The organism is Neorhodopirellula pilleata (assembly GCF_007859915.1).
Taxonomy (GTDB): domain Bacteria; phylum Planctomycetota; class Planctomycetia; order Pirellulales; family Pirellulaceae; genus Rhodopirellula; species Rhodopirellula pilleata.
Map to the genome: position 1 here is coordinate 420,305 of NZ_SJPM01000003.1, position 25,000 is coordinate 445,304.

At 55.0% G+C, this 25,000-nt stretch carries 19 protein-coding genes, 1 rRNA gene and 1 pseudogene (1 of these 21 only partly in view); 4 read left to right on the forward strand and 17 right to left on the reverse strand.

Translation table 11 applies throughout. The annotated features are described in order from the left end of the window. Positions 1–1,098: 1,098 nt before the first annotated feature. From Pla100_RS10420 to hpt, 4 genes are all read right to left on the reverse strand, one after another. Entirely contained in the window at positions 1,099–1,869 is a 771-nt protein-coding gene (locus Pla100_RS10420) for a WD40 repeat domain-containing protein (RefSeq protein ID WP_146577625.1), read from the reverse strand. A 327-nt stretch (positions 1,870–2,196) separates the two neighbouring features. Beyond that, complete coding sequence (locus tag Pla100_RS10425) at positions 2,197–3,306, reverse strand: glycosyltransferase family 4 protein (protein ID WP_146577626.1); 1,110 nt, start codon at positions 3,304–3,306, stop codon at positions 2,197–2,199. Between the two features lie 362 nt (positions 3,307–3,668). Further along, the gene (locus Pla100_RS10430; RefSeq protein ID WP_231602925.1) at positions 3,669–4,913 is read right to left on the reverse strand and encodes a glycosyltransferase; all 1,245 of its coding nucleotides are present in this window, start codon (positions 4,911–4,913) and stop codon (positions 3,669–3,671) included. Then, positions 4,910–5,446 (reverse strand): hypoxanthine phosphoribosyltransferase, encoded by a 537-nt coding sequence (gene hpt, locus Pla100_RS10435; RefSeq protein WP_146577627.1) that lies wholly within the window; start codon positions 5,444–5,446, stop codon positions 4,910–4,912. Before hpt ends, Pla100_RS10430 begins: the two co-directional genes overlap by 4 nt. A gap of 185 nt (positions 5,447–5,631) precedes the next feature. Here hpt and Pla100_RS10440 point away from each other — a divergent pair, with 185 nt between their 5' ends. Next, complete coding sequence (locus Pla100_RS10440; protein ID WP_146577628.1) at positions 5,632–5,985, forward strand: hypothetical protein; 354 nt, start codon at positions 5,632–5,634, stop codon at positions 5,983–5,985. A gap of 224 nt (positions 5,986–6,209) precedes the next feature. Here the strand turns inward: Pla100_RS10440 and Pla100_RS10445 are convergent, their stop codons facing one another. The 3 genes from Pla100_RS10445 to Pla100_RS10455 form a co-directional block, all read right to left on the reverse strand. Continuing rightward, positions 6,210–6,758 (reverse strand): DUF3299 domain-containing protein, encoded by a 549-nt coding sequence (locus tag Pla100_RS10445; RefSeq protein ID WP_315853464.1) that lies wholly within the window; start codon positions 6,756–6,758, stop codon positions 6,210–6,212. Between the two features lie 103 nt (positions 6,759–6,861). Beyond that, positions 6,862–7,539, reverse strand: a complete 678-nt coding sequence (locus Pla100_RS10450; RefSeq protein WP_146577630.1) for a DUF3299 domain-containing protein — start codon at positions 7,537–7,539, stop codon at positions 6,862–6,864. A gap of 101 nt (positions 7,540–7,640) precedes the next feature. After that, positions 7,641–9,311 (reverse strand): rhamnulokinase, encoded by a 1,671-nt coding sequence (locus Pla100_RS10455; protein WP_231602926.1) that lies wholly within the window; start codon positions 9,309–9,311, stop codon positions 7,641–7,643. A gap of 647 nt (positions 9,312–9,958) precedes the next feature. Between Pla100_RS10455 and Pla100_RS10460 the strand changes: the two genes are divergently transcribed. The 3 genes from Pla100_RS10460 to Pla100_RS10470 all read left to right on the forward strand — a co-directional run bounded on the left by Pla100_RS10460 (position 9,959) and on the right by Pla100_RS10470 (position 14,967). Beyond that, the gene (locus Pla100_RS10460) at positions 9,959–10,777 is read left to right on the forward strand and encodes an NIPSNAP family protein (RefSeq protein ID WP_231602927.1); all 819 of its coding nucleotides are present in this window, start codon (positions 9,959–9,961) and stop codon (positions 10,775–10,777) included. Between the two features lie 110 nt (positions 10,778–10,887). Beyond that, entirely contained in the window at positions 10,888–13,563 is a 2,676-nt protein-coding gene (gene mutS / locus Pla100_RS10465; RefSeq protein WP_146577631.1) for a DNA mismatch repair protein MutS, read from the forward strand. Positions 13,564–13,611: 48 nt separating this feature from the next. Beyond that, a complete protein-coding gene (locus tag Pla100_RS10470; protein WP_146577632.1) occupies positions 13,612–14,967 on the forward strand; it encodes a PQQ-binding-like beta-propeller repeat protein in 1,356 nt (451 codons plus the stop codon). Between the two features lie 4 nt (positions 14,968–14,971). Here the strand turns inward: Pla100_RS10470 and Pla100_RS10475 are convergent, their stop codons facing one another. The 10 genes and pseudogenes from Pla100_RS10475 to Pla100_RS10520 all read right to left on the reverse strand — a co-directional run. Then, positions 14,972–16,594, reverse strand: a complete 1,623-nt coding sequence (locus Pla100_RS10475) for a hypothetical protein (protein ID WP_146577633.1) — start codon at positions 16,592–16,594, stop codon at positions 14,972–14,974. A gap of 176 nt (positions 16,595–16,770) precedes the next feature. Continuing rightward, positions 16,771–18,222: a DUF1501 domain-containing protein gene (locus Pla100_RS10480; protein WP_146577634.1), complete on the reverse strand. Its 1,452-nt coding sequence runs from the start codon at positions 18,220–18,222 to the stop codon at positions 16,771–16,773. A 6-nt stretch (positions 18,223–18,228) separates the two neighbouring features. Then, positions 18,229–21,387 (reverse strand): DUF1553 domain-containing protein, encoded by a 3,159-nt coding sequence (locus tag Pla100_RS10485; protein WP_146577635.1) that lies wholly within the window; start codon positions 21,385–21,387, stop codon positions 18,229–18,231. A 378-nt stretch (positions 21,388–21,765) separates the two neighbouring features. Further along, positions 21,766–22,155 (reverse strand): VOC family protein, encoded by a 390-nt coding sequence (locus Pla100_RS10490; protein WP_197167824.1) that lies wholly within the window; start codon positions 22,153–22,155, stop codon positions 21,766–21,768. A gap of 54 nt (positions 22,156–22,209) precedes the next feature. Continuing rightward, a complete protein-coding gene (locus Pla100_RS10495) occupies positions 22,210–22,791 on the reverse strand; it encodes a hypothetical protein (protein WP_146577636.1) in 582 nt (193 codons plus the stop codon). Between the two features lie 393 nt (positions 22,792–23,184). After that, positions 23,185–23,709: a hypothetical protein gene (locus Pla100_RS10500; protein WP_146577637.1), complete on the reverse strand. Its 525-nt coding sequence runs from the start codon at positions 23,707–23,709 to the stop codon at positions 23,185–23,187. Further along, the gene (locus Pla100_RS10505; RefSeq protein WP_146577638.1) at positions 23,702–24,004 is read right to left on the reverse strand and encodes an SRPBCC family protein; all 303 of its coding nucleotides are present in this window, start codon (positions 24,002–24,004) and stop codon (positions 23,702–23,704) included. The genes Pla100_RS10500 and Pla100_RS10505 overlap by 8 nt, the downstream gene beginning before the upstream one ends. Then, positions 24,004–24,141, reverse strand: coding sequence for a hypothetical protein (locus Pla100_RS31535; protein ID WP_231602928.1), 138 nt, complete (start codon positions 24,139–24,141; stop codon positions 24,004–24,006). The genes Pla100_RS10505 and Pla100_RS31535 overlap by 1 nt, the downstream gene beginning before the upstream one ends. A 75-nt stretch (positions 24,142–24,216) precedes the next feature. Further along, positions 24,217–24,318: pseudogene (locus Pla100_RS32405) on the reverse strand (Rieske 2Fe-2S domain-containing protein); the annotation flags it as partial. A 671-nt stretch (positions 24,319–24,989) separates the two neighbouring features. Beyond that, positions 24,990–25,000, reverse strand: a 16S ribosomal RNA gene (locus Pla100_RS10520); it runs 1,524 nt beyond the window's last position.

Here is a 25,000-nt window from a genome sequence, read left to right on the forward strand (position 1 = left end):
GAATTACTCGCGCGGGCGTTAGTTGAAGCGGGAGAAATCAAACGGGTCAGCGACGGTCTTAACTTTGGTCAATAGCAGATTCCAAAAACGTTTTGGAATTCCTTTCTGTGAGAAGAGTAAGGTGTCCGGTACCGAGAAGATTATGAAGCGGCCAAATGAAGCGGCCAAATGGGTCAGGTCTCTTTATTGAGGGAACCTCCTTCTGCACCGGAGGAAAACAGTGGTTCAACAGGTCACCGAAAGGCGCCCATTCTTATTGACAGACAGGGAGTCCACCATCTCGCGCGGCACGAAGGTGCCGGGCGTTGGATCCAAGGGGAGGCGTGATCCGGAATCAGACGCGGGATTCGGGATTGACGGACTGCTGGATCCCGAATCCCGCGTCTGATCCTTGCAAAGCACTGCCCCTCGGCTGCTGCCTCATCTAACTGGGGTCTGAAAGCAAGGTTACCGCTATTGCGAATCGCAGCCGTTCAGGCGATCGCAGTAGTCACGGAGCCGGTGGCGGTTGAAGCGTTGATTGTTGAATGCGGCCAAATGGGTCAGGTCTCTTTATTGGGGGAACCTCCTTCTGCACCGGAGGAAAACAGTGGTTCAACAGGTCACCGAAAGGCGCCCATTCTTATTGACAGACAGGGAGTCCACCATCTCGCGCGGCACGAAGGTGCCGGGCGTTGGGTCCAAGGGGAGGCGCGATCCGGAATCAGACGCCGGATTCGGGATTGACGGACTGCTGGATCCCGAATCCCGCGTCTGATCCTTGCAAAGCACTGCCCCTCGGCTGCTGCCTCATCTAGCTGGGGTCTGAAAGCAAGGTTACCGCTATTGCGAATCGCAGCCGTTCAGGCGATCGCAGTAGTCACGGAGCCGGTGGCGGTTGAAGCGTTGATTGTTGCGGTGAAGAACAGCGACGCTCGTATGCGGGCCGCCGCTGAGGCAGTTCTCAGAAAATTAACGAGCCAGTTGTTTGGCGAAGACGCAGCCAAGTGGGCATCATAGTGGCAAGATGCCCATTCCTCGCTCAAGTAATCCGAAACGCTATCATGCGAACTCGTGACACGATTGTCGTTATTCTGTAACGACAGTTTTCATGAGCGATTAAGGCCGACCGCCGGTGCTTGCTGCACGCACCGCGACATCATAGATCGGCAGTCCGGTCTGCAGGACCGATCGGACGCCAACAAAGTCGGTCGTCTCCCAGACTCCTCCGCTACCGTCCGTAAATAAAAAGTGGTTATCAGGAGAAACCGCCAAGCCAGTCACGTGATGAACGTTATCCGTGAAGACGGGTTGTAAATTTCCACCTGCCCATTTGAAGATGCGACTTGGCTGATCGAGGGTAGCGAGGTAAATTTCGCGATCACGGATCGCAAAACTTCCCCACCAATTGCCACCGACGTCAGCTTGACGAATATGCGCAACCTGTTCAGGCGAGCCTGCCCAGAAGTCACGTCGATAGATGATTCCGTCCGCAAGTGGTTGGCTATTTTGAGGCGTCGGAACAACGGAGTAGTACACGGTATGCTCTTCCCCCGTGCATGCAAGATCGCGAATCTGACCCGCGACTTCTGAGGCTTGAATTTCATGCCTACCGTCTAACAGGTGCATCAACGATCCGTCCAAGCCACTGCAGTAATAGACTTTTCCATCCGCCCCAACAGCGATCTGCGAGACTTTCATCACAGCGTGTGGATACGCCGGATCTGGGCGGTCCCTGCGAGCGAAGACAACGCGTGGGACGGTTCCGCCTTCGCTCAGGCGTAAGCGACCAGGAAACTCATTTGCTACCGCCAACCATAAATCATCGGCTTTCGCAAAACCAGAGAAACTCAATGCGGCAAGGATAAAAAGCAATCGGTACCCGGTCATGAAAGGACTCACAGAGAGGTCTTGAGAAGAAGTTCCATCGCAAACTTACGTCAAAAAGCTCTGGTGGGCAGGAGAAAACATAGAATTTCGCCCCCTGTTGTGGCGAGCCTCATTTCGGCTGAACAATCCACAGGTACGCTGCGCGACCTGTGGCTAATTGCTTGGATCCCTTCGGGATGGTTGAGACAAGATTGCCGAGCATCTTCCTGCCCTCAATCTTCCTGCCAGTAAACGGATGACTCAATCCTTCACGACGACAACCAGTGACACTCGCCACCGGTCAACAACCGTTATGCGGCTGGGATTTTGCTGAATCTCGCACGCGGGTTAATCAACCTTCAAGCGTTCGTAAAGTTGCAGATGCCGTTGCACCATCGCGTTGACCGTGAATTCGGTCTCGATGCGATCTTTGGCAGCCAGCGTGACGCGGGTGGCGGTTTCGGGGGCGTTGAACATCTCGTTGGTTTTCTGCACCAGTTCGGCTTCGCTACCAAGTTGAAATAACCAGCCCGTCTCCCCGTCGATGATCAAATCGCGGTTTCCAGGAATGTCCGACGCGAACACGGGGACGCACGCCAACATCGCTTCGATGACCGCGTTGGATTGACCCTCGTATTCGCTGGCGATCCAAAACGCATCGGCGTGGGCGAGCAGGTCCGCGACGTCATCTCGCTGACCTGCGAAACGCACGTGCTCGACTTGCGAGACGGCGTCCCGATGACGTATCAATTCATCACGCTCAGGCCCGTCGCCGACGATCAACAACGTGACATCGCCACGAAGCGTCGCGATTAATTCACCCGCCCAAATTAAATCGCGAACCCGTTTCTGAGGCCACAAGCGGCCGACGGCCAAAATCATCTTTCGGTGCGGGTCGATGCTCAATTTCGACAAGACTTCGTCGCGGGTTTTCAAATTCGTCGGTGCGTTGTTCGATTGGATTGTCACGCCGTTAGGAATGATCTCGAACTGCCGAGGGTCCAATCCGTGGTTCGCATAAAAATCACGCACGCCTTCACTGTTCGTGGTGATCGCTTGACTGCGTTTGGCGAGATAGCGATCGATGATGAAATGCCAGCGCCGTTTCCACGGATCGACGCATCGTTCGCTCGCGATGATCACAGGAACTCTGGCCATCAATGCAGCAACGCGGCCGAAACTGTTCGCGGCGAACAACCACGTATGAACGACATCGGGCTGGAACTCGATGAGCCGTTTCTTCAATCGCCACAACGAAGTCAGATCGCCTTTGAATTTCTTGCCGATGAGGTCGACCGGGATGCCCACGCTTCGGAGTTCATCGCTGCGCGGTCCGTCTCGCGTCAACAACATCACTCGCACGTCGTGCCCGGCGTCTTTCAATCCGATCGCCAACAGCACGACTTGTTTTTCCGCACCGCCGCGATCCATTGTCGGAATGATGAGAGCGATTTTCATGAAGGCGGGGTCGGGGTTCGAGAAATGGGGTTGGTTGTTGGTTGGTGGTTGTTGGTTGTTGGTTGTTGGTGGCTTAATTCGTGGAGTTGATGGGTTGGGTTTGAGTAAGCGGTTTACGTTTACGTTTACGTTTACGTTTACGTTTACGTTTACGTTTACGTTTACGTTTAAGTTTAGGTTTAGGTTTAGGTTTAGGTTTAGGTTTAGGCTTAGGTTTAGGTTTAGGTTTAGGTTTAGGTTTAGGTTTAGGTTTAGGCTTAGGTTTAGGTTTAGGTTTAGGTTTAGGCTTAGGTTTAGGAGGTGAGCCAAAAGCTATACGCCAATGGCCAACCGCTAATCGCCACGCTGCCGGGTGTTCGTCGTCAGAGCCCTGCTCCACCCAGGCTTCTTTGAAATATGGATGACCATTGTTGGATTTCTTCGCTTTCGCTGCGGTGATGGGCGGCCTCCAGCGCGACTTGCCAGGCGTGTTCGGCGGTGCCTGAAAAATCGTCCCACATCATTCGAAAGTTTTTGCGCAGTGAGGCACCGCGGTGTTGATCGTACCAAGCGAATGATTCGGCGACGTTGGATTGAAAATGCTCGCCGATCCAGGACCGGATCGTGGGTAATTCGTTGAGCAAGACCGGAATGCCTCGCTCGATTGCCGAGGGCAGCGTGTAACGCAACTGGTCCTCGTCGGTGACGACGGCGAAGTCGACGGCCTTCCATACATCGCTCATGTCGGCGAACGAACCGGGAATCGCGACCACGCTGCGGACGCCTTCGGCTTTCAATTCGGTATGAACCCAATCGTGCAGTTCCCCGTCGCCGAGCAGCCAGATTCTTAGGTTCGGATAGCGTCCGCACATCAATCGGGCATTGGCCACCAAATGGATGACACCGGTTTGGTCGCGTGGCCGGCCTTTCATGTCGCCGCACCAAAGCAAGACACGATCGTCAGGTCCGGCGGTCAGGTCCGAGTTGGCCTGCCCCAGCGAGCCTCGCGCGGCGGCACGCTGTTCCGCCGTCACCCTTTGAGGCCGGGCAAAGCCTTTGGGAGTCCGATGAATGGCGTCAGGTGGGATTCCTTGGGCAATGAGAAACCGATCGGCCCCGGCGTGCCGAGTCACGACATGATTCATGGCCGAAACCGCCGATAAAATTCGCCGACCACTTCGCGATTGTCGACAAGCGACTTCGTCCGCGTCGCCGCCCCATCCGTCGCAAAGCGTGACGCCGATGGGGACCGCCCTGCCCTGCCCTGTTACGGCGTTGATGATCGCACGGGCGTCGTCGTTGAGACCATCGCAAACCAACACATCGAATCGGCCGGATTGCTCGATCATCCAATTGCCAAGATGACGCACGTATCGCTGGATCGACCATTCGCCACGGGGAGCCGCTGCAATCCGGTGCACTGCGATGTTATGAAACCGGAAACCTTCGGACCAATGCGTGCCATAACGCGGCGTGACGACTTCGACATGATGCCCCGCTTCGCTCAGTCGTCTGGTCAAATCAACCGTGGCTGCGGCGCGAGCATGTCGGCCGGCACCGAAAGGCCAGTAGTATCGCGAAGCCCAAAGGATCCGCGTCCGTTGCGGGGACATCTCGGGGGAACTCACACAGATTCGGCTGCCGCCGCGATTTCATCGGGTTCCAAAACCGCGATGTAGGGAAGATTACGAAACATGTTCAGGTAATCCAAACCGTATCCGACGACGAATTCATCGGGGATCTCGAAGGCGACAAAGTCCGGCTTGCGACTGTGTTGATGTTCCCGGTTCTTTTGCAGTAGCACCGCTGTCGCGACGCTCGTCGCCCCCATCGCCGACAATTCGTCTCGCAAGCGGGCGATCGTCGCCCCGGTATCGAAAATGTCGTCGACCAGAAGCACGTCCCGGTTCTTGACGTCGATCAACATCTTCGCATCGATTACCAATTCGCCCGCCGTTGTTCCGCCGCGATAACTTGACGCTTGGATCACACCGACCCGCTGCGGCATCGACAGGCGGCGGATCAAGTCCGCGAACAGGACCACCGAACCGGTCAACACGGCGACGACGGTAATCGGGCGTTCGCCGTAATGACGATCGATTTCCTTGGCCAATTGAGCCACGCCGGCGGCGAGTTCGGTTTCGGTGATCAGCGTGCGCATGAATGCATGGGGGCTTAGGAAATGTAAATTTGGGAGGCTTTGCAAAACCGGGTCGAGCGGGCTGACTCTTCCAAATGCCCGAGATTGACCGATCCGAGGTAGTCTCGACAGCCGATAGATCAGGGACCGTTATGGCGACACCGTAGCGGTTATTTTGCCGGATTCCTTCGAGGTCGAACAGCCGCATGACACCGTCGCAACAACTTGCCCGCGCCCGCACCTGTGTTCGAATTTTTTTCGCGGAAGGGCAAACCGACAAAAACGAGGTAAACGGTGGCCTTCCGACCGATTCTGATGCTGAGTTTCGCGAGTCGGTCTTCATCTGTGAAGGGTTCTACCGAGGGCGACGATTTCGCTCTCCCTCGATGACGGCGGTTTGGTTCGCCGAAGAGGACGAATTGAAGATCCACACAATTGGTGGCGAACTGGTCGTGAGCTTGGACGCCCAAGCCATGGACGAGCTAGCCGAGCAGACGAAACCAGACGTACTGCCGATGCGCCCGAACCGTCCGGCCGAGCCGGCCCGCCGAGCGGCGTAGTATCGCGAGACCAGTGGCGTCGAGTAGGCTCGGTGGAGGAGGCTTTGCGACGAACACCCGGCGGAAGGACGAGTGGTGGATGAACGAGTGGCGAAATGGCGGATGGAATTCAATCGAATTGCCGGGTCTCCGCTGTCGCTGCTACCCAACCTACGGCAAACATTGCCGGGTCTCCGCTATTGCTGCGACCCAGCCTACATCAACAGCGAATCGCCAACCGCCGCTCACCGGACGCGGACGCCTTCGATTCGGAAGATGGCCATGTGAGTCGCTCCTCGAGGGCCGACACCGGGCGGGTATCGGTATTTGTCCGGATCGAAGACGAATTTGCCTTCGACGGTTACCGGACGGGTGACAAAATCGGTGTTCGCCGTACCGACCATTTCGACCATCACGCAATCAAACAACGCCGCACCGGGGCCGAAACAGCATTCTTGGTTATCACGGACGAGCACAAATTCCGAGATGTCCGTTTCCTTGAACAAAGTGCTCGGCAAGATATAACCTCGCAGTTTCACCTTGCGACCGTCGAGGAAACGCAGCGTATCGTTGAGTTTCTTTTCGTCGAACGGTGCGTCTTTTTCGATGTCGAATTTCAGATCATCGAAGGTGATATCGCCTTTTTCCAAATCGGCTTGGCTGGATTTTCGGACTTCGACTTTCGCCCGCCCTGCCGCTTCACCACGCATGATCGCACGACGTTGCTCGGCGATCGAGAGTGGTTGTTGATCGCCGTCCTCCGCAATAGCCGGCGAGATCGCCAGGAGCATCATTGCGAACACGAAACACAAAGCGAACTTGGCGAGAAAGACTCGAGGCATCACAACGGTCCGGGGTGGGACGAAATTCGCAGCAACGTCGGCCGCGATTGACTGGCTACTTGTATTGATCGACTCGCATTTTATAGAACAATGCGTTGTCGAAGTCGGTTTTCTTTTGCGGAACATGATTGACCTTGAAGGTTCCCGCGAGTTTGCGTTTGGTCATCCCGGCGCGAACCGAGTTACCCGCCGGCAGACTGACTTCGATCATGTCGCTGCTTTTAGGCTGACCGCCGAAGCAACACGTTCCCAAGTCAGGCACCAGGATGAATTGACGCAACATCCCGCTGCCGCTGCTCGGATGAATATAGCCTTTCAAAAACACTTGGTCGCCGTCAATCGCAAGTGCGGTCTCGGTCGGCACGTCGGGGCCGTTATCGGGAGCCTGCAACTTGAAAAATTGCACACGCTCATAACCGTCGGGAACTTCGGTCAAATAGGTGTAGGTATGTTGAGCGAAGCCGCCGATGAACAGTCCGGCACACCCGATCAGACCGCTCAGGGCCAAGTTCTTGCCGCTAAATTCGGCAGGGTATCGTTTGATCGCCCGTAAACCGAAAGCGGCAAAAATCACTCCGGGAAGAGCCAAGACCAACAAAGGGGCGAAGGTGGGGAGCAATCCCGGAAGGGCCAATACGAAAAAAACGATCGAAACGATCGCTCCCCGGCTGATCGCTCTATAGGGAAAATCGATCGCCTCCGATGCAGCGGAAAGTTGAAGATCGGCAGACATGGCTGGGTTGGAAACGGGGTGACAGCAAACGAAACGACTGTGGAAAGTCGACCGCAAGCGTTACGTCCCGACTGCGGGTTGGGTTCGCAGCCACTGAAAGATCACGAGAACTCAATGAATCGCTTGGCCGGAGCCTCCCAAACTGCGGTGTTTTGTGGCCGATAGGTACGGGTCGGAAAACTGTCGCGGACGAGCTGCCGTGCTTCGTCGATCGAATGCAACTTTCCGACCCCGATCATCTGCATCACCACGTTACCGATCGCCGTCGCCTCGACCGGCCCGGCGACGACCGTGCGGTTGCAAGCGTCCGCAGTCATCTGACACAACAATTCGTTGAGCGATCCGCCACCGACGATGTGGATCGTCTTGATCGATGATTCGGTGAGTCGTTCCAAATTCTCCAGCGTGATTCGGTATCGCAAGGCCAAGCCTTCCAATGCGGCGCGGAACAGTACCGCGTTGTTGGTTGGGACGTCTTGCCCGGTGCGACCGGCCAAAGCGCAAATCTCGTCGATCATGTCCGGCGGTGCCAACAAGGACGGATCGTCAGGGTTAAGGATCAACGCAAACGGCGGCGCCGCTTCGGCGGCCGACACCATCTCCGCCCACGACGGAGCATCGCCTCGACGCTGAAGCGCCGCACGGATTTGTTGAAACACCCACAAGCCGCCGATGTTCTTAAGCAACCGTGTGCTGCCGTGAACGCCACCTTCGTTGGTAAAGTTCAGTTCGGCGCACAAACTGTTGACCTTGGGCTTGGGCAACTCAACGCCCATCAACGACCAAGTTCCCGAACTGATGTAGCACCAATCCGGAGCCGCCGGCGCGAACCCTTCGGCGGGCACCGACAAGACCGCCGACGCGGTGTCGTGCGTCGCCGGGACGACTACTGGGACGTCGTGCAATCCCGTCAACGCCGCCACGCTCGGTTGCACCACGCCGATCGATGTCCCCGCCGGTGTCGGCTCCGGGAACCATTCGTGTGGAAGCTCAAACGCATCGAGGATCTTGGTCGACCACTGGCCGGTCTGAGGTGAAAGCATTTGAGTCGTCGAGGCATTAGAGGCTTCGATCGATTTCACACCCGAGAGCATCCAGTGGAACAAATCGGCGATCATCAAGAACGACTTGGCGTGGCGCAGGGGCACATCGTTGTGCTTGCGGGCGGCGATCAGTTGATACAGCGAATTGATCTCCATGAACTGCAGCCCGGTTTCGGCAAAGATCTCGTCGCGGGAAATCGTTTGTGTCGCTTCGGCCAACATACCGACGTTGCGAGGATCTCGATAACACCGAACCGGGCCGAGGATCTCGTCGTTCTCATCAAGCAAACCAAAATCGACGCCCCAAGTATCCACGCCGACTGACACGATCCGAGGCCCCGGCCCGTTCTGATTAGAGCCGCCCGGATTCCGCTGGGCTGATTCGACTTGGTCGACCGCCAGCCGCAACCCATGGACGATTTCATGCCACAAACCGAGATGGTTCCAGTACAGCCCATCGTTCATCCGCACGGGAGTGTTCTCGAAACGCCAGATCTCCGCCAATCGGATCTTGCCGTTGTCCAAACCGGCCGCGATCACCCGACCGCTCGAGGCACCCAAATCAACGGCGAGGTGGATCGCCCCGCCGAGCTCGGCGGCCGATCCCGCCATAGGAACATCGTGGATCGCCGGCTGGGAATCCGCCGGCTGGAAATCTGTCGGCTGGGATTTTGTCGGCTGGGATTTTGCGGTCTCAGGAATGTGGGAATCGGAATGTGGATCGCTCAAGGCAAAAACCCGAAAAGAAAGAATGATCGTCTTGGATGGAAAAAGTCTCCGCGACTTTCGCCAGGTTGCCAAGTTACTCAAGGCCGCTCACTCGGGCCACCGCTGGGACGCCCCCCCGAATGGAAAATTTTTTTCCTTTTTGGGATTTGCTAGCAAAGGCGACCCGAAACTCGCAAACGACGCAAACCTTCTCCCCGGCGAGCCTTAGCGAACCGACTGTCCGGCCCGCGAAGACCCGATTCGGGCATCCGGAATCGGCGGGGTGGACGAATTCGAAAAATCAGATGTTGACCGGCAACGCCAGGCACGTAGGCTAGGAGGTAACCTCCGCGAGTTCGCCACGCGTGGAGCCGAACGCGGTCAGCTCGCGGCCATGGGCTGACGTTCGATGAATCGGCCGAAAATTGCTAAAATGCTCGCGTTTGAAGGGTTTTTCCTTCATTTCGCGGAACATTCACTTTCTTTCGGTCTCTTTTCACGACGGCTCCACGGGCCGGGAACACGATGTCCCCGGCCGCGAACGCTCGCGTGTGTTTTGGGTCGCCGGATCGACTATCATGACACACCTTCTTTGCCCGCCGACGAGCCCGTGATGACCTTACATTACGAGCCCAGGGCGGCCCCTTTCCCACCCCGATGATGATTTGATGTCAGTTCAAAACGGTTTGATCGGTTCCTTTTTCCTTGTCACTTTTAGCCTCTTGATGATGCCCCCCAATGCTTCGGCGGTCGATGCCCAAAATGCATCTCAAACGGGTGCGGGCTCGCAGTTCTACGAGGTGCGTCAGTACGTCCTGGGCAAACAAGGAGACGCAGCCGCCGTTGATGCCTATCTGAAAAATGCGTTGATCCCGGCATTGCAACGACAAGGCATCGGTCCGATCGGTGCTTTCGAACCAAGTGATTCGGATCAAACAGGAAGTGATGCGATCTTCGTCGTGATTCCGTTTAGCAACTTGAACGAACTGCAAGCGTCGCAACAAGAACTCGCCGACGACGAAGCTTACCAAACCGCCGCAGCGGACTACCTCGATCGTCCTCATACCGACCCGCCTTACCAACGTATCCGCAGCGAAGTCTTGTCGTCCCTTGCGTGCTGGCCGGTGGCCAAGGTGGCCGATGGTTTACTCGAGAACGGCGAACGTGTTTACGAGTTGCGTGTTTACGAAAGTGCCAATGAAAAGATCGCTGACACGAAGATCGACATGTTCAATGCCGGCGAAGTCCCGATCTTTTTGGACTGCGGCATCGAGCCGATCTTCATCGGCAAGTGCATCGCCGGCCCGCAGATGCCCAGCATGACTTACCTAACAACGTATCCGAACGAACAAGCTCGCCTGGAAGCATGGAAGGCGTTTCAAGTTCATCCGGATTGGCAAACCTTGAAGGTTGTACCGAAGTACCTCGGCACGGTCAGCCGGATCGATAAATTCGTGTTGCAGCCCAAGCCATACTCACAAATGTAGCCCTCCCGGTTCTGTTCTCGCAGTGACTTGGCCGTTAGTCTTTGTCGAAAAACGGGCGAACCTTTTGCCGCCCTTTCGACTCGCGATTTCCTAACTCGAGGATTGCGTCCATGACACCGATGATGCGCCAGTACCACGAGGCGAAAGAAGCATGCGGCGACGCATTGCTGTTCTTTCGCATGGGCGATTTTTATGAACTATTCCTAGACGATGCTAAAGTCGCCGCGAGCGTCCTCGGTCTGACCCTGACGAGCCGCGACAAAGACAGCGCGAACCCGACGGCGATGGCCGGGTTCCCCCACCATCAACTCGACCAGTATTTGCAAAAACTGATCAAGGCGGGCTATCGCGCCGCCGTTTGCGAACAGGTCGAAGATCCGAAACTGGCCAAAGGCTTGGTCAAGCGTGAAGTCACGCGAGTCGTCAGCGCGGGCACATTGACCGACGACGGGATGCTCGACCCCCGCGAGCCCAACTACCTTGCGGCGATTTTTGCGGTCACATCCAAGAATAAGTCCAAGGCTAATTCTAAAAACCCCGGCGGTTCGGCAAACGCCCGCCCGCCCGAAGCTCAGATCGGCATCGCTTGGGCGGAACTATCGAGCGGCCGATTCGAAGCGGGCGTGTTTCCCAAAAATCGTCTCGAAGATGAATTGGCGCGGATCAATCCCGCCGAAGTCATTTACTGCGAAGACGACCCGACCATTCATCCCGACACGACGATGCCTTGGTCTTGGACGCGACGGCCGGCGTGGAGTTTCGCTCTCGATGCGGCTCAAAAGTCGCTTTGCAAACAATTGTCCGTCTCGGGCTTGGAAGGGCTCGGGTTTGAGGACGATTCGGCCCCGGCGGTCCGCGCCGCCGGTGGCGTGTTGGCTTATTTGATGGACACCCAACGCGGATCGCTTGATCACTTTCGAACGATCACCTGCCATAACCGCAGCCCCGTCTTGCAGATCGACGCGGCCACGCGGCGAAGTCTCGAAATCAATCGCACGATGCGCACCGGCAGCCGTGACGGTGCGTTGCTCGGCGTGATCGATCGAGCGGTCACACCGATGGGATCGCGATTGCTCGCCGACTATCTCGCGGCACCACTGGTTGCACCGGAGTCGATTGCATACCGGGCCGATGCGGTATCCGAACTCGTCGGCAATCACTCCCTGCGAACCGACGTGCGGAAGATACTCGGCGAGACCTATGACCTGACGCGGTTGTTAGCCCGGATCGCGACCGGCCGAACCGGCCCGCGTGATTTGCGTCAGATCGCCGATACATTGTCGGGATTGCCGACGCTGAAAGCTCGCCTGACCGATCGGGTGAGCGATTGTTTGGTCGAGATCGAATCCAAACTTCATCTGTGTCCGGAACTTCGAGGCAATCTGGAAAACGCCTTGAATGAAGATTGCCCTTTGTCCGCCAATGAAGGCAACTTCATTCGCGAAGGCTTTGACGAGGAACTTGATTCTCTCCGTCAGCTCGCCAAAGGCGGCAAGCAATGGATCGCCGAATACCAACAACGGCAAATGGACGAAACCGGCATCGCCAACTTGAAGGTGGGTTACAACCGTGTCTTCGGATACTACCTCGAAGTTTCCAATACGCATAAGAGCAAGATCCCGGCGGACTTCATTCGCAAGCAAACGCTCAAGAATTGCGAACGTTACATCACGCCCGAACTGAAAGAGTACGAAGAGAAAGTCCTTTCGGCCGACGACAAAGCCTCCACGCGTGAGATGATGATCTTTGCCGACCTGCGTCAAATGACGCACGATCATTTGGCGATTCTGCAGGAAGTCGCTCAAGCGATCGCCCGGCTCGACGTGTTGGCATCGATGGCCGAAGTCGCCGCACAGCATCATTGGATCCGGCCCAAGATCACCGACGATTCGACGTTGCGAATCGAAAATGGCCGGCATCCGGTGCTGGACGTTTCAATGAAACAAGGCGAGTTTGTTCCTAATGATTGTTTCCAAAGTCCAGAGACGGGAATGATCCACCTGATCACCGGTCCGAACATGGCGGGCAAGAGCACCTACATTCGCCAGGTCGCATTGATCACATTGCTCGCCCAAACCGGCAGTTTTGTGCCCGCCGAATCCGCCGAAATCGGGATCGCCGATCGCATCTTCGCCCGCGTCGGTGCGAGCGATGAACTCAGTCGGGGCCAGAGCACGTTCATGGTCGAGATGGTCGAAACGGCGCGGATTCTCAACACCGCCACTTCGCGAAGCCTCGTGATTTTGGACGAGATCGGACGAGGAACCAGCACGTACGACGGTCTGTCACTCGCTTGGGCGATTACCGAACATCTGCACGAACAGATCGGATGCCGGACGTTGTTTGCGACGCACTACCATGAACTCGCCGCGCTTCAGGAAACCTTGCCCCGAGTAACCAACATGAACGTCGCCGTCAAAGAATGGCAAGACGAAGTCGTGTTCCTACATCGGATCATCAGCGGCAGTGCCGACAAAAGCTACGGCATTCAAGTCGCTCGCTTGGCAGGTATTCCGCCGGAAGTCAACGCTCGAGCCAAAGAAGTTTTGGCGCAACTCGAAGCCGATCACCGCGATTCACTCGACCGACCCACAATCGCTCCGCCGAGTAGTCGACAATCCGGCAACGGGAGTGGCGATACTTACCAACTGACCCTGTTCGGCTACGCCGACCATCCGCTGATTCAAAAGATCGGTCAACTCGATTTTGATTCGATGACGCCGATGGAAGCGTTGCAATTCTTGCAACAAGCCAAACGGGATTTGGCCCCCAGCGTCACGTCGTAGAACTTATGCAACAACTCTTCGGATACTCAATTCTTCGGATACTCAATCATGAAACCGATCACGGTTAGCCATCTCGCGATGATTCTTTGCTTGGTTACGAGTTCTAGCTTGGCGACGTCGGGTTGTCAGAAGAAAACACCTGTCGACGAAATCACCGTCGCCGAAAGTGGGATCGAGGTTCAACCGCTTACCCGACCGGAACTGCAAAGCCAATGGCCGCAATGGCGAGGCTCAACGGGTGACGGCGTCGTCGCATTGGTTGACGGGACGGCAACGGAATCAGAACTCGCCGCACCACCCACAACTTGGTCCGAGTCCGATAACATTCGTTGGCGGAGCCCCGTGCCTGGTCGCGGTCACAGCAGTCCGATCATCGTCGGCGACCTGGTTGTGATGGCAACGGCCAATGATGCCGACCAACGGCAATCGGTGGTCGCCTATGACCGTCAAACTGGAGCGACCGTCTGGCAAAGCTTGATTCATGAAGGAGGATTCCCGAATCCGCGTGACGTTCATTCCAAAGCAACCAATGCCAACGGAACGATCGCGTCAGACGGCAATCTTTTCATCACCGCATTCTTAAATGATCGGCGGATCGTGGTCACTGCCCTCGATCAAAGCGGGCAACAGGTTTGGCAGACCGACGTGGGTGCGTTCGCTTCGCGGTTCGGGTACGCGCCTTCCCCGTTGATTTATCAATCGCTTGTCATCATCGCGGCGGACAACGGTGGCGGCGGCTACTTGGCTGGGCTGGATCTGCAGAGCGGAAAGGTAGCTTGGCGTCGCGATCGCGGTGCGTTTGATTCATACAGCAGCCCGACCGTGGCCACGGTCGGAGGGGAAGATCAACTTTTGATCACCGGCGGAGGCCGCTTGGCCAGCTACGATCCGGCGACCGGAACTCCGATTTGGGAAACGCCATGTATTTCCGATGCGACCTGCGGCACCGTCGTCGCAACGAAGGACAGCATCTTCGCATCGGGCGGTTATCCCGATAAGGAAACGATCTGTTTGACCGCACGCGGGGAACGACAATGGTCCAACGGAACGAAGATTTACGAGCCTTCCATGATCACCGATGGCAATCATTTGTTCGGCGTAACCGATGATGGCATCGCCATGTGTTGGTCCGTCGCCGATGGCGACATGAAATGGAAAAAAAGATTAGGCGGCAACTTCAGCAGTTCACCGATCTTGGTCGGTGATTCGATCTACGTCTCGGACCTATCCGGGAACACCTACGTCTTTCGCGCCAGTGGCGAGGAATACCAGCAAGTCGCCAAGAACCAACTCGGCAGCGATTGCTACGCCAGCCCCGCCTACGCCGATGGTTGTCTATACTACCGAATCGGTTTGGGTGAAGGCGAACAGCGTTCAGAGCAATTGGTATGCATCGCGGAGTAGGCTCCTAGGGATGAGCGTGATACAGGTACATCGCCCCGTAAGTCCAATTCGGAGACGGCATACCAGGAAAATTGACTCGATCCATCATGATCGCAATGAACGGTGCCGGATAACCCTCGGGCAGGGGAATAATATTGGGCCAGATACGCGTGCCGGTTTGCTCGTTCCAAGGCGGTCGATGAATTTGAAGCTCACCGACTCGATTCAAGTCCGGATAGGAACAGATATAGACTTTACGATCGGCACTTCCAAAGAATACAAATCTTGATCGGCCGATCTTCTGAATGAGTGTTCCGGTACTGTCCATTTCCACCGGACCAGCAAGTCGTTCATAACCACGATCCCAGTGGTCCGATTCCCAGATCCCCGCACGGTACTTTCCCGCGCGTTCGGAGAGAAGCAAACGCCATTTTTTGGCTTCGACATCATAAACGCCGTGTGGATCCTCGTGCTCACCGACCACTCCGATCGGACTTGCTTTCATGACCGAAAACCCGCGACGCGGATCTCGGTCGGATGAAATCGCAAGGATCGCTTTGGCTTCCTTGCCCGTGGTGGTACCGAGTGCACTGAAACCCGTAGTCCAGCCTCGCCACTGTCTCGACGGTTCGTCAAAAAACAAATGCGAGGCAAGTTCGTTGCGCAGCAGACCGTCTCCCATATCAAAAACAATGATGCCTTCGAATCGGATATCAAATACCGAAGGATTCATCGAAAAGACACCTTGAAGTGGATGAGGCAACGCTCGGCCGCGGACCGTCATCGTCAACCACACTCGCCCCTCGTCAAGCAGCGGCTCACCGAATTGATTGGTGATGGCCCGAATGTCAGCCTGGCCGCAGCCAGGCGTTAACGCGGACCGCAATCCTAAAATCTCAGCGGAAGCCCCTGCGTCGAGGTGTGTGTGCAAACAAAACTCAAATCGGCGTGCCAAATCCTTGCGTCGCAAATCAAAGTGCTGCGCAAAATCAGAATAGCCAATCAAGCAAAACTGTCCGCTGGATTCCAAGTAGAGATTTACCCCGACGGCCAACATCTGAACACGCAACCGGATCGGTCCGTCAACGGAAAAGTCTTTTGGCCAACTAAAACCCTGTCGGTCGATCACCTCGTTGTCCCGAAAAACCTCCCACTCGACCGATTGGTACTTCCCATCGCTGATCAAGATGGAAGCGGAAAGGTGGTCTTCGTTTTCCGAATCGGAAAACCGAATGCCGACACGACCACTTCCCGCGAAACTGTGAAGGCTCAAGTCGTAACTGGCAAAGGGATTCATTGCACCGACCCATCGACAGGCAGAAGCCTCGCCAGCCGCCGAGAGTACAAGCTTGCCGGCACCGAGTCGATTTTCGATCTGCCCCTTTTGACTCCCAACAACCGGATGCATTACGTCGAGACCGATGATCTCCGATGGCGCAAGTCCTCCCAGCGGAATGTCTTGAGATTGATCAAAAACCATTCGACGAGTCGCTTGGCGGCGAAACACTAATGACTCTGGCTTGATGTCCGGTTGGCTATCAGTCGCATTGAACCCAAGAGATCTGGATTGGCCAAATGCGATATGACCAACCTGCGCAAAATAGCAAAGCAGCAAAGCCGCCAGTCTCAATACTCGAAATGATTTCATCGTCATTTGTCACGGTTGCCAGCAACATGCAAGCCAAAAGAGGAAACGACGCTCATTGGCATGATTCAACGAGGCCGAAACGAGGGCGGAAACCATCGCGTATGACGATATCATACTCACACTCAGCCGGCGGTGGTAATCGTGCTCGATCCCTTGGCACGGAAGCGACGATACACCTACGCGAGGATACCTTGAATCACGTGCGCTTCCTCCTCCACTCCGGTGAGCCGCTGATCGAGGCCTTGATACTTGTATGTCAGTTTTTTGTGATCGACGCCCAGTTGGTGCAAGATCGTTGCGTTCAGGTCACGAATGTGAGCCGGGTTTTCCAAGATGTTGTAGCTGTGGTCGTCCGTGACTCCATATTCGAATCCACGTTTGATGCCCGCTCCCGCCATCCAGATCGTGAAGCAGCGTCCATGGTGATCGCGTCCATGATCGTCATTGGTCAGCTTTCCTTGCGAATAAATCGTTCGACCAAATTCACCGCCCCAGACGACCAGCGTGTCCTCTAACATACCTTGCTGTTCGAGATCCTGAATCAGCGCGGCGGCGGGTTGATCCACATCTTCACACTGCTGGCGAATCTTGCTTGGCAACGAACCGTGTTGGTCCCATCCACGATGAAATAGTTGCACATAACGGACGCCTTTTTGCACCATTCGTCGGGCCAGCAAACAATTGCGTGCGAACGATCCCGGCTTCTCAACTTGAGGCCCATAAAGATCTTTGACGCTTTGAGTTTCCTTGGCAATGTCCATCAATTCAGGGACTTCGCTCTGCATACGAAACGCCATCTCAAATTGAGCGATTCGGGCTTGCGTCTCAGGGTCGGCGAACCGATCGTGGGTTTCTTGGTTGAGTTGATTCAAACTATCCAACATGCTTCGGCGGGCGGCTCGTTCAATGCCCGGCGGATTTTCAAGATACAGGACGGGCTCGCCGCTACTTCGAAGCTTGACGCCTTGATGTTTGGATGGCAGAAAACCAGCGTTCCACAATCGGTCGTAAAGTGCCTGAAGCTGTCCACTACCTCGTGAGATCATCACGATATAAGACGGCATGTTGTCGTTGACGCTCCCCAACCCGTAGCTAAGCCAAGCGCCCAAGGCCGGTTTGCCCTGCTGCTGCGCACCGGTATTGATGTAGGTGATCGCCGGATCGTGATTGACGGCCTCGGTGTGCATCGATTTGACGATCGAGATTTTGTCAACAATCTTGGCCGTGTGGGGAAGGAGTTCTCTATTCACCCAAGTTTGGTGCTCACCAAATTTCTCGAACTCAAACATCGGGGCGACACACGGAAATTCCGATTGTCCACTGGTCATCCCGGTCAAGCGTTGGCCTTGCCGTACTGACTCGGGCAACTCCTTGCCATGCAGTTCCCTCATCGCGGGCTTGTAATCGAACGTATCGATGTGACTCGGCCCGCCGGCCATAAACAGGTAGATCAGACGTTTGGCCTTGGGCGCAAAATTGGGAAACTGCGGCAGACCTGGATGCGAACGTTCGGCGGCCGCAAGACCACCGACCAACGCCGGGTTAAGCAGCGTGTTTAACGCGATTCCACCGATTCCAGTCCCTGTTTGCAATAAGAATCGGCGACGAGCTTCCGTTTGATTGTTCATCGTTGTCTAACTTCGAGTTAACGTTTCGTCCAAATTTAAGATCATCTGAGCAATGACCGTCCAAGCGGCATGTTCGCAGGGCTCAATCGATTCGTCCCGCTGTGATTCGCCGACGGCCAACAGCTTGGTCGCACTTTCAGGCGAAGCCGCAAACAATTGGCGTTGTTCGTTCAATAACCTCTCAACGATATCCCGCTCACGATGGTTCGCCGAACGCGACGTACATAGTTGGTATGCCAGTTCGATGCGTCTCTCGTCTTCGGACTCGGACTGTATCAACCGCTGGGCCAACGCGCGTGCCGCCTCCACGAACTGCGGATCGTTCAGCGTAACGAGTGCTTGCAGGGGAGTGTTCGTTCTTGCTCGCTGAACGACGCATTTTTCACGTGACGGCGCATCGAATATCAACATACTCGGCATCGGAGAGCTTCGCTTCCAATAGGTATACAACGATTTGCGATACAGTTTCTCGCCCTTATCCTGCGGATATCGAAGCCCGCCATTGAGGCTGACTTCATTCCAGATATTGGGCGGCTGATAGGGCTTCACACCTGGGCCGCCAAGTTGATCTACCAATAGCCCACTGACCGCCAACGCTTGGTCTCGAATCATTTCACCCTGCAACCGAAACCGTGGGCTGTGAGCCAACCATTGGTTGGTAGGATCATGCTGGCGATGAGCCGGTTCTTGCCGCGAACTTTGGCGATACGTCTTTGACATCACTAGCTGTTTAACCATCCGTTTGACGTCCCAACCCGACTGCACAAAATCGACCGCCAGCCAATCAAGCAAATCGGGATGGGTAGGCGGCGCACCTTGTGCGCCGAAATCGCCAACGGTGCGCACCAGGCCTTCACCGAAAAACATCATCCAATAACGATTCACCGCAACACGGGCGGTCAGCGGATGGTCGGGCTGCGTCAACCATTGAGCAAGACCCAAGCGATTCGGTGGTGCGTCGTTAGGCAGAGGTGGCAGCGCGGCAGGAACACCTTGCGTGATTGGTTCTTCCTTCTTGGGAGCATCGTATTGCCCGCGATCGAGCACAAAAGTCATTCGCATGCTCGATTCGGGGTTGTCCTGCATGGTCATCGACGTGACGGGATTGGCTTTCGTCTCAGAAAGTTGTTTGGTTACCTTTGCCAACTCGGTGTTCAAGTCTTGATAGACCTTGTCTTCGTTTGCGAGGTAGAACCTGCGCAGGATTTGAATTTGTTCTTCGCTTCTTTGGTCGGGCGCTGTTGCAAGGATTCCACCGACCGGATCACGCTTTGCCAAGGAAACATCCGCCTCGGAAAGGGCTTGCTCATAAATACGAATATCATCGACCTCCCCCTTCCAGTTGGCGCCCGTCGACCGGCTACCGATTTTGAAGGGGACATCGGTTTCGATCGTTGCGTTGAGCGTGTCGGCTTCGACCTTGTTCGCCGAAAGTTTTCCATCGATGTAGATCTTGATCCCTTCCGCTTTTTGGCTGCCGTCGTAACTGACAACAACATGCTGCCAAACATCGGTTTGCAGTTGATCTTGCGAAACGACCTTCAGCGCGTTGGTGGGCCAATCGTGGATGATATGTGACCCAACATTGCGTCCTTGGATCCACAAATCGTATCCCCGATAACCGTTTGCCACGTCCATTCGTGAAAACACGGCGCCACCGGACTTGCCGTCACTTTTAATCCACGCCGTAAAACTAAAGGGCTCATCGTTCTTCAACGTCGGTGAATCTTGCGGACAGATAAACTGAGTTGACCCGTTCAGCTTTAACGCTGCTCCGCCATCCCGCTCCGCCGATTCAAGTTTACCTTTTTCAAGTGTCGCACTCGTTCCAGTCAATTGATTGTTGAGTTCGTTGCCTTCGCTTTCGTCGAGTGGATACCAATGGACGAGACCAGCAAGATCTTTCTCGTATTCCCCGGACTCGGAGGCGTCGACAGTCGCTTGTTGTGCCCACGCGGCAAACATTGGCTCGATCGATTGACGATGATCCTCCAAATTCTTGCGTGCAGATTCTACCTGCAGTTCGAGATCAGTCAGCTTCGCCTGGTATTCGTCGTCGATCACGTTAACCACCGGCGTTTGATTGCCATCGCGGGTTTGCATGCCGGGGTCGGTTGTATTATTGAAGTAAGCGAAGAACTGATAATATTCCTTCTGCGAAATCGGGTCGTATTTGTGATCATGGCATTGGCTGCATTCCATCGTTAACCCAAGCCAGACGGTCGAGGTTGTTTGCACACGATCAACGACGTACTCAACACGCAATTCTTCGGCAAAGGCGCCCCCTTCGTCGCTCGTCGCATGATTACGATTGAAGCCTGCCGCAATTTTCTGCTCCATGCTTGCATCGGGAATTAAATCACCCGCCAGTTGTTCGATCGTGAATTGGTCGAACGGCATGTTCGCGTTGTAAGCGTTGATCACCCAGTCTCGCCATGGCCACATGTCACGCGGTCCATCGGCGTGCATCACACTCGTGTCTCCGTAACGGGCCGCATCCAGCCAAGCCAATGCCATCCGTTCTCCATACGCGGGCGAAGACAGCAAACGATCAACCAAGCCAGCATAGGCAACATCGATTCCGCGATGATCGGAATCTTCAATGAACGCAGCGACTTGCTGCGGTGTTGGGGGCAGTCCGGTGAGGTCCAAAGTTACTCGGCGGATCAACACGTTGAGGTCAGCAGCGGGCGATAAATCCAGCCCGGCCATTTTTAACCTTCGCTGTGTAAAATAATCGACCGGATTGGCTGTTCCGACATCGACCGATTTCTTTGGCGGCACAAAGGACCAGTGCTCTTGATATTGCGCCCCTTCAGCGATCCAACGTTGAAGCAGTCGTTTTTGAGCATCGGACAGTTTCTTATTTGAATCCGGCGGCGGCATTTGCAGATCCACGTCATCGGACAAAATCCGATCCATGAATTCGCTCGCCTCGGGATTGCCTGGATTCAACACCGCTGCTGCCAACGCGGCTTCGTAATCATCCAATCGCAAATCGGCCGCGCGAGTTGATTCGGCTGGACCGTGGCAGAGAAAGCAATTGTCAGAAAGAATCGGACGAATATCTCGGTTGTATTCCAACCGTGGTTCCTGACCTCCCACGTTCATGTGAGTGGCTAAGACGAAAAAAAGCGTCAGAAAGATTACTTTGAAGCGACTCATCGGGTGCCTTGGGTGCGAGTGAAGTTCCCCTAGTGCTTCGGCAAAATATAAAAATAGGGTTAGTGAAGTGAGCCGACGGCGCTAGCGGGCTGTTGATTGAGTGCACGATTGGGCGTTTTCGTTTAACGGCAAGCCGCAGGCGTCTGCGTTCTCAAGCTCTGTCGCCTGCGGCTTGCCGTTAAACGATTAAATCAACGGCCCGCTAGCCGCAGGCATTGCTCAACGCCCGACGCTAGCGCGTTCGGCTCACCCTAAGGTTAAATTTTGACGAAGCACTATTCTAGCCGAACTGCCACGATTTGTCAGAATATCGCTCCAACGACACCACAAGAGTTGAATTCACAAATGCGGACGAAGGTGCCGATCGATCGGTGCGAGTCAGGTGTCGCGGACTGCAGCTGGAGATTGGTCGGACCAGACGGCAAGCTCGTTCCCACTGGGGTCGCGGAACTGAAAGCGACGTCCCCCAGGAAACGAAAAAATCTCTTGTGTGATCGTGCCGCCCGCCTTCTGAACGGATGAAAACGACGCCTCCAGATCCAGGGAATACAGGATCACGAGCGGTCCACCTACTGACATCTGCTCCGACCGACAGATTCCACCGCATTCACCATCGGATTGCTGCTTGCGAATGCCAACATAATCCGGTCCGTAGTCGTTAAAACGCCAACCAAATGCCGAGCCGTAGAATCGTTTCGCTTCGGGAATGTCGTTGGCCGAGATCTCAATGTAGTTGATCTCATGATGGATGTTTGCGTTTTCAGACACTGGGTACGGAGTCCTCTAGAAAAGTGAATCGTGGCACGTAGGACGAAACGTATCCTATCTGAAAACCGCAAACGAGACACCGTAATACCAAGCATCGGCGTCGCGGCCTTCGGTAGTGACGAGGTACCGACCAAAACCGCTGATCCGAAGCCTGGACGTCCACCAAAAATGTGCACCGATCTCAGGATAAAATGCGGAGAGAGCACCATCGAAGTTCACTCGCTCTTCTCCCCGTTCATCAACGCTGCCGTCGCTGTCGTTGTCTTCGTGATCATCCTCAGCCGATTCGGTCGTGCTAGCGACTCCGGTGAAGATTCCCAAACCCAAAAACGGCGCTAATCGCGTCGGCGTTTGAAACCGGACTCCCAACTCTCCACCCAAGAAAAAGTCGTCGTCGTTCGCTGCGGCGACTAGGCCAACCCGTTGGGTGAAATAGGATGTTTGGTACCCGGCATAGCCCACTTCGAGGCTGCCCATCGGGTTGGACGATTGTCCGATTGCGGTCAGCCCGCCTGAAACGAACCAACCGGACGAGCCATCGAGAAATCTGGCGTCCGCCGCCTGCTTGATTTTGCCTGGGATGTCGCTTTTTTCAGCTCCTTCGGCATACTTTTCAGAGTATTCCGGGTGATCCATGGCCCACCGAGACTTCGTCAAACCGGTCGGAAGCTGAGCGTGAGCATGATTCGAAAAACATGCGTAGACAACCACCACGCTGAGAAAAACTCCCGCGTGCGCAAAAGATCGGCTTGACTGAATATTCAATATCACGGATCACACTTTAGGAACGTTCATGGGGTGTTAACGAAGCCAGACATCAAGAAGCAAGGTGGCTTTTCAAGATTTAGTCCAACGAAATTTCCCAATGTGACCTCTTCGAATTACCCACAAACTCTGCGTTCCTCTGCGTCTCTGCATGCTCTGCGTTTGAAAAGACCTTTCATTGCGATAAGCGGCGTTATTTTGGCCTGGCTCGTTCTTCCAGCAAAGCTCGCTCCGCATTGTGCGATCGTCTCAGGCTAGTTGATCTCACTTCACAGCCGAAAGTGAAGCGATCGCGACCAACGGTGTTACCAACGCTCCCAACAATGCTGCATAAAGTGACTTGGCCAATAAAAACGGAAACAGAGTAACCGTCTCAGCAGGCCACGCCGCCACGGCAAAGAAAGTCGGCACTAGTGTCATGGCAAAAACGACCAACGAAAATCGAAAGCAACCGGTCATCGATCCGTAACCAATCATTCGTCGCGTCTGGCCAATCAATCTATCCAGCCAACCTTCGTCTTTTTCTTCAATCAATCGATGCACCCGACCTTGATCGATGTGCTTGCTTACGACTCGCGTCGTGATCCACGCGGTAATCAGCGGAAGGAAAAAATTAGTACCCAGCAATTCGGTGAGAACACAGGGTGTTTGTCCGATCAGATGAAGCATCGATCTGTCGCGTAGCATCAACCACCCCAGCACGAACGTGATTGCCAGATTGATCGCGATCGGGATGACCCCGTAACCAATGATCAAGTAGCGTCTTGTTGCCTGGCTCGAGTCAACCATCGGCGGAGCCGGTCATTGATTGCAAACCACAGCGACTATTCACGTGATCCTGGAAGGCATGAACCAGTTCTTCGCGAATGCTGATATCACCCCGGAAAGGGCTATTTTCCATTCCCTGTTGGATATCCGGATATAGCGCCGCGTCCTCGCCCAAAATCGATTTGACCGCACGCACCTTCACTTTTCCCCAAACGCGACTCAAAAATTCGCCGACACGATTTCCGTCCTCCGGTCCGAGGACGAACACTGAAACACGCATCTCTGACGTCGTCTCTGAAGTGGGAACGACTGTCATCACTTGTTTGCCGCGAACTCGTATTTCCAGCTTTCCACATGCCGCCAACGTTCGGCCGGGAACTCGGTCAAAATCTCTTGAACCGGTCGCAACTGCTCCTCAATGTCTTCAACCGATTCATTGAAGCTTACAAACATCAGTCGACCCACAACTTCGATGGGATATTTCCGCAAACATTCCGGCCCACCGTTCCAAGGCCGAAAGCTCTGAGCGTCGGGAATTTTTGCGGACGAACCATCAGCCGAAAACTCCCATCCGTGGTACTGGCACTTTAGCTTCGCCGAATTTCCATAATCTTTGCTCGTCAACAAGCTATGACGATGGGATTGTTTTGCACATCATACACCCAGGTACGATGCATTTCGTAATATGCGAACGTTCTTTGGATGCTGGAGCCATGGCAAACTTCGATGATTCACTGCTGGAGTTGAAACGCGGAGCTCGCCGAGACGCAGAGAGCAACCGAATTTAGTGTTCGCTTTATCGTCAGTCATCAAGCTCTGCGATCCTCGGCGTCTCCGCGCGCTCTGCGTTTGAAAAACTCTTCATCGCACCCAGTGCTTACGGGCTGTTGATTTAATCGTATACCGACTGACAACAATGAGCCGATGGGCGTTATCCCCGGTTAACGGCCGAGCAAACCGCCGCTAACGCGGTACGGCTAATTAGATCAAGCCTGCTGACGCGGAAGTCAAAATGCTGCGGCGTTCTGCCGAGAGCCAAAAAAGATGGTGCATGGCACCATTCGGCTCGGGGATGTGAGGGTAACGAATACGCATTACCGTCTTCGGCGGGCGAAAGTGTTGCGGTGCGCGCACGAAAAAACCTCGCTTGGCAGGCGACGAGCCAAGCGAGGTCTTCGTAGACCAAAAGGTGATAGAGTCTCGTCCGAAGACGATGTTTTCTGTTGAGCGTTAGCGAGAGTCGTTTCCACGGATTCAGTATTGTCGGTCACCCGACGCTACCTATTTCTAAGAATCCTTAGAAAGGAGGTGA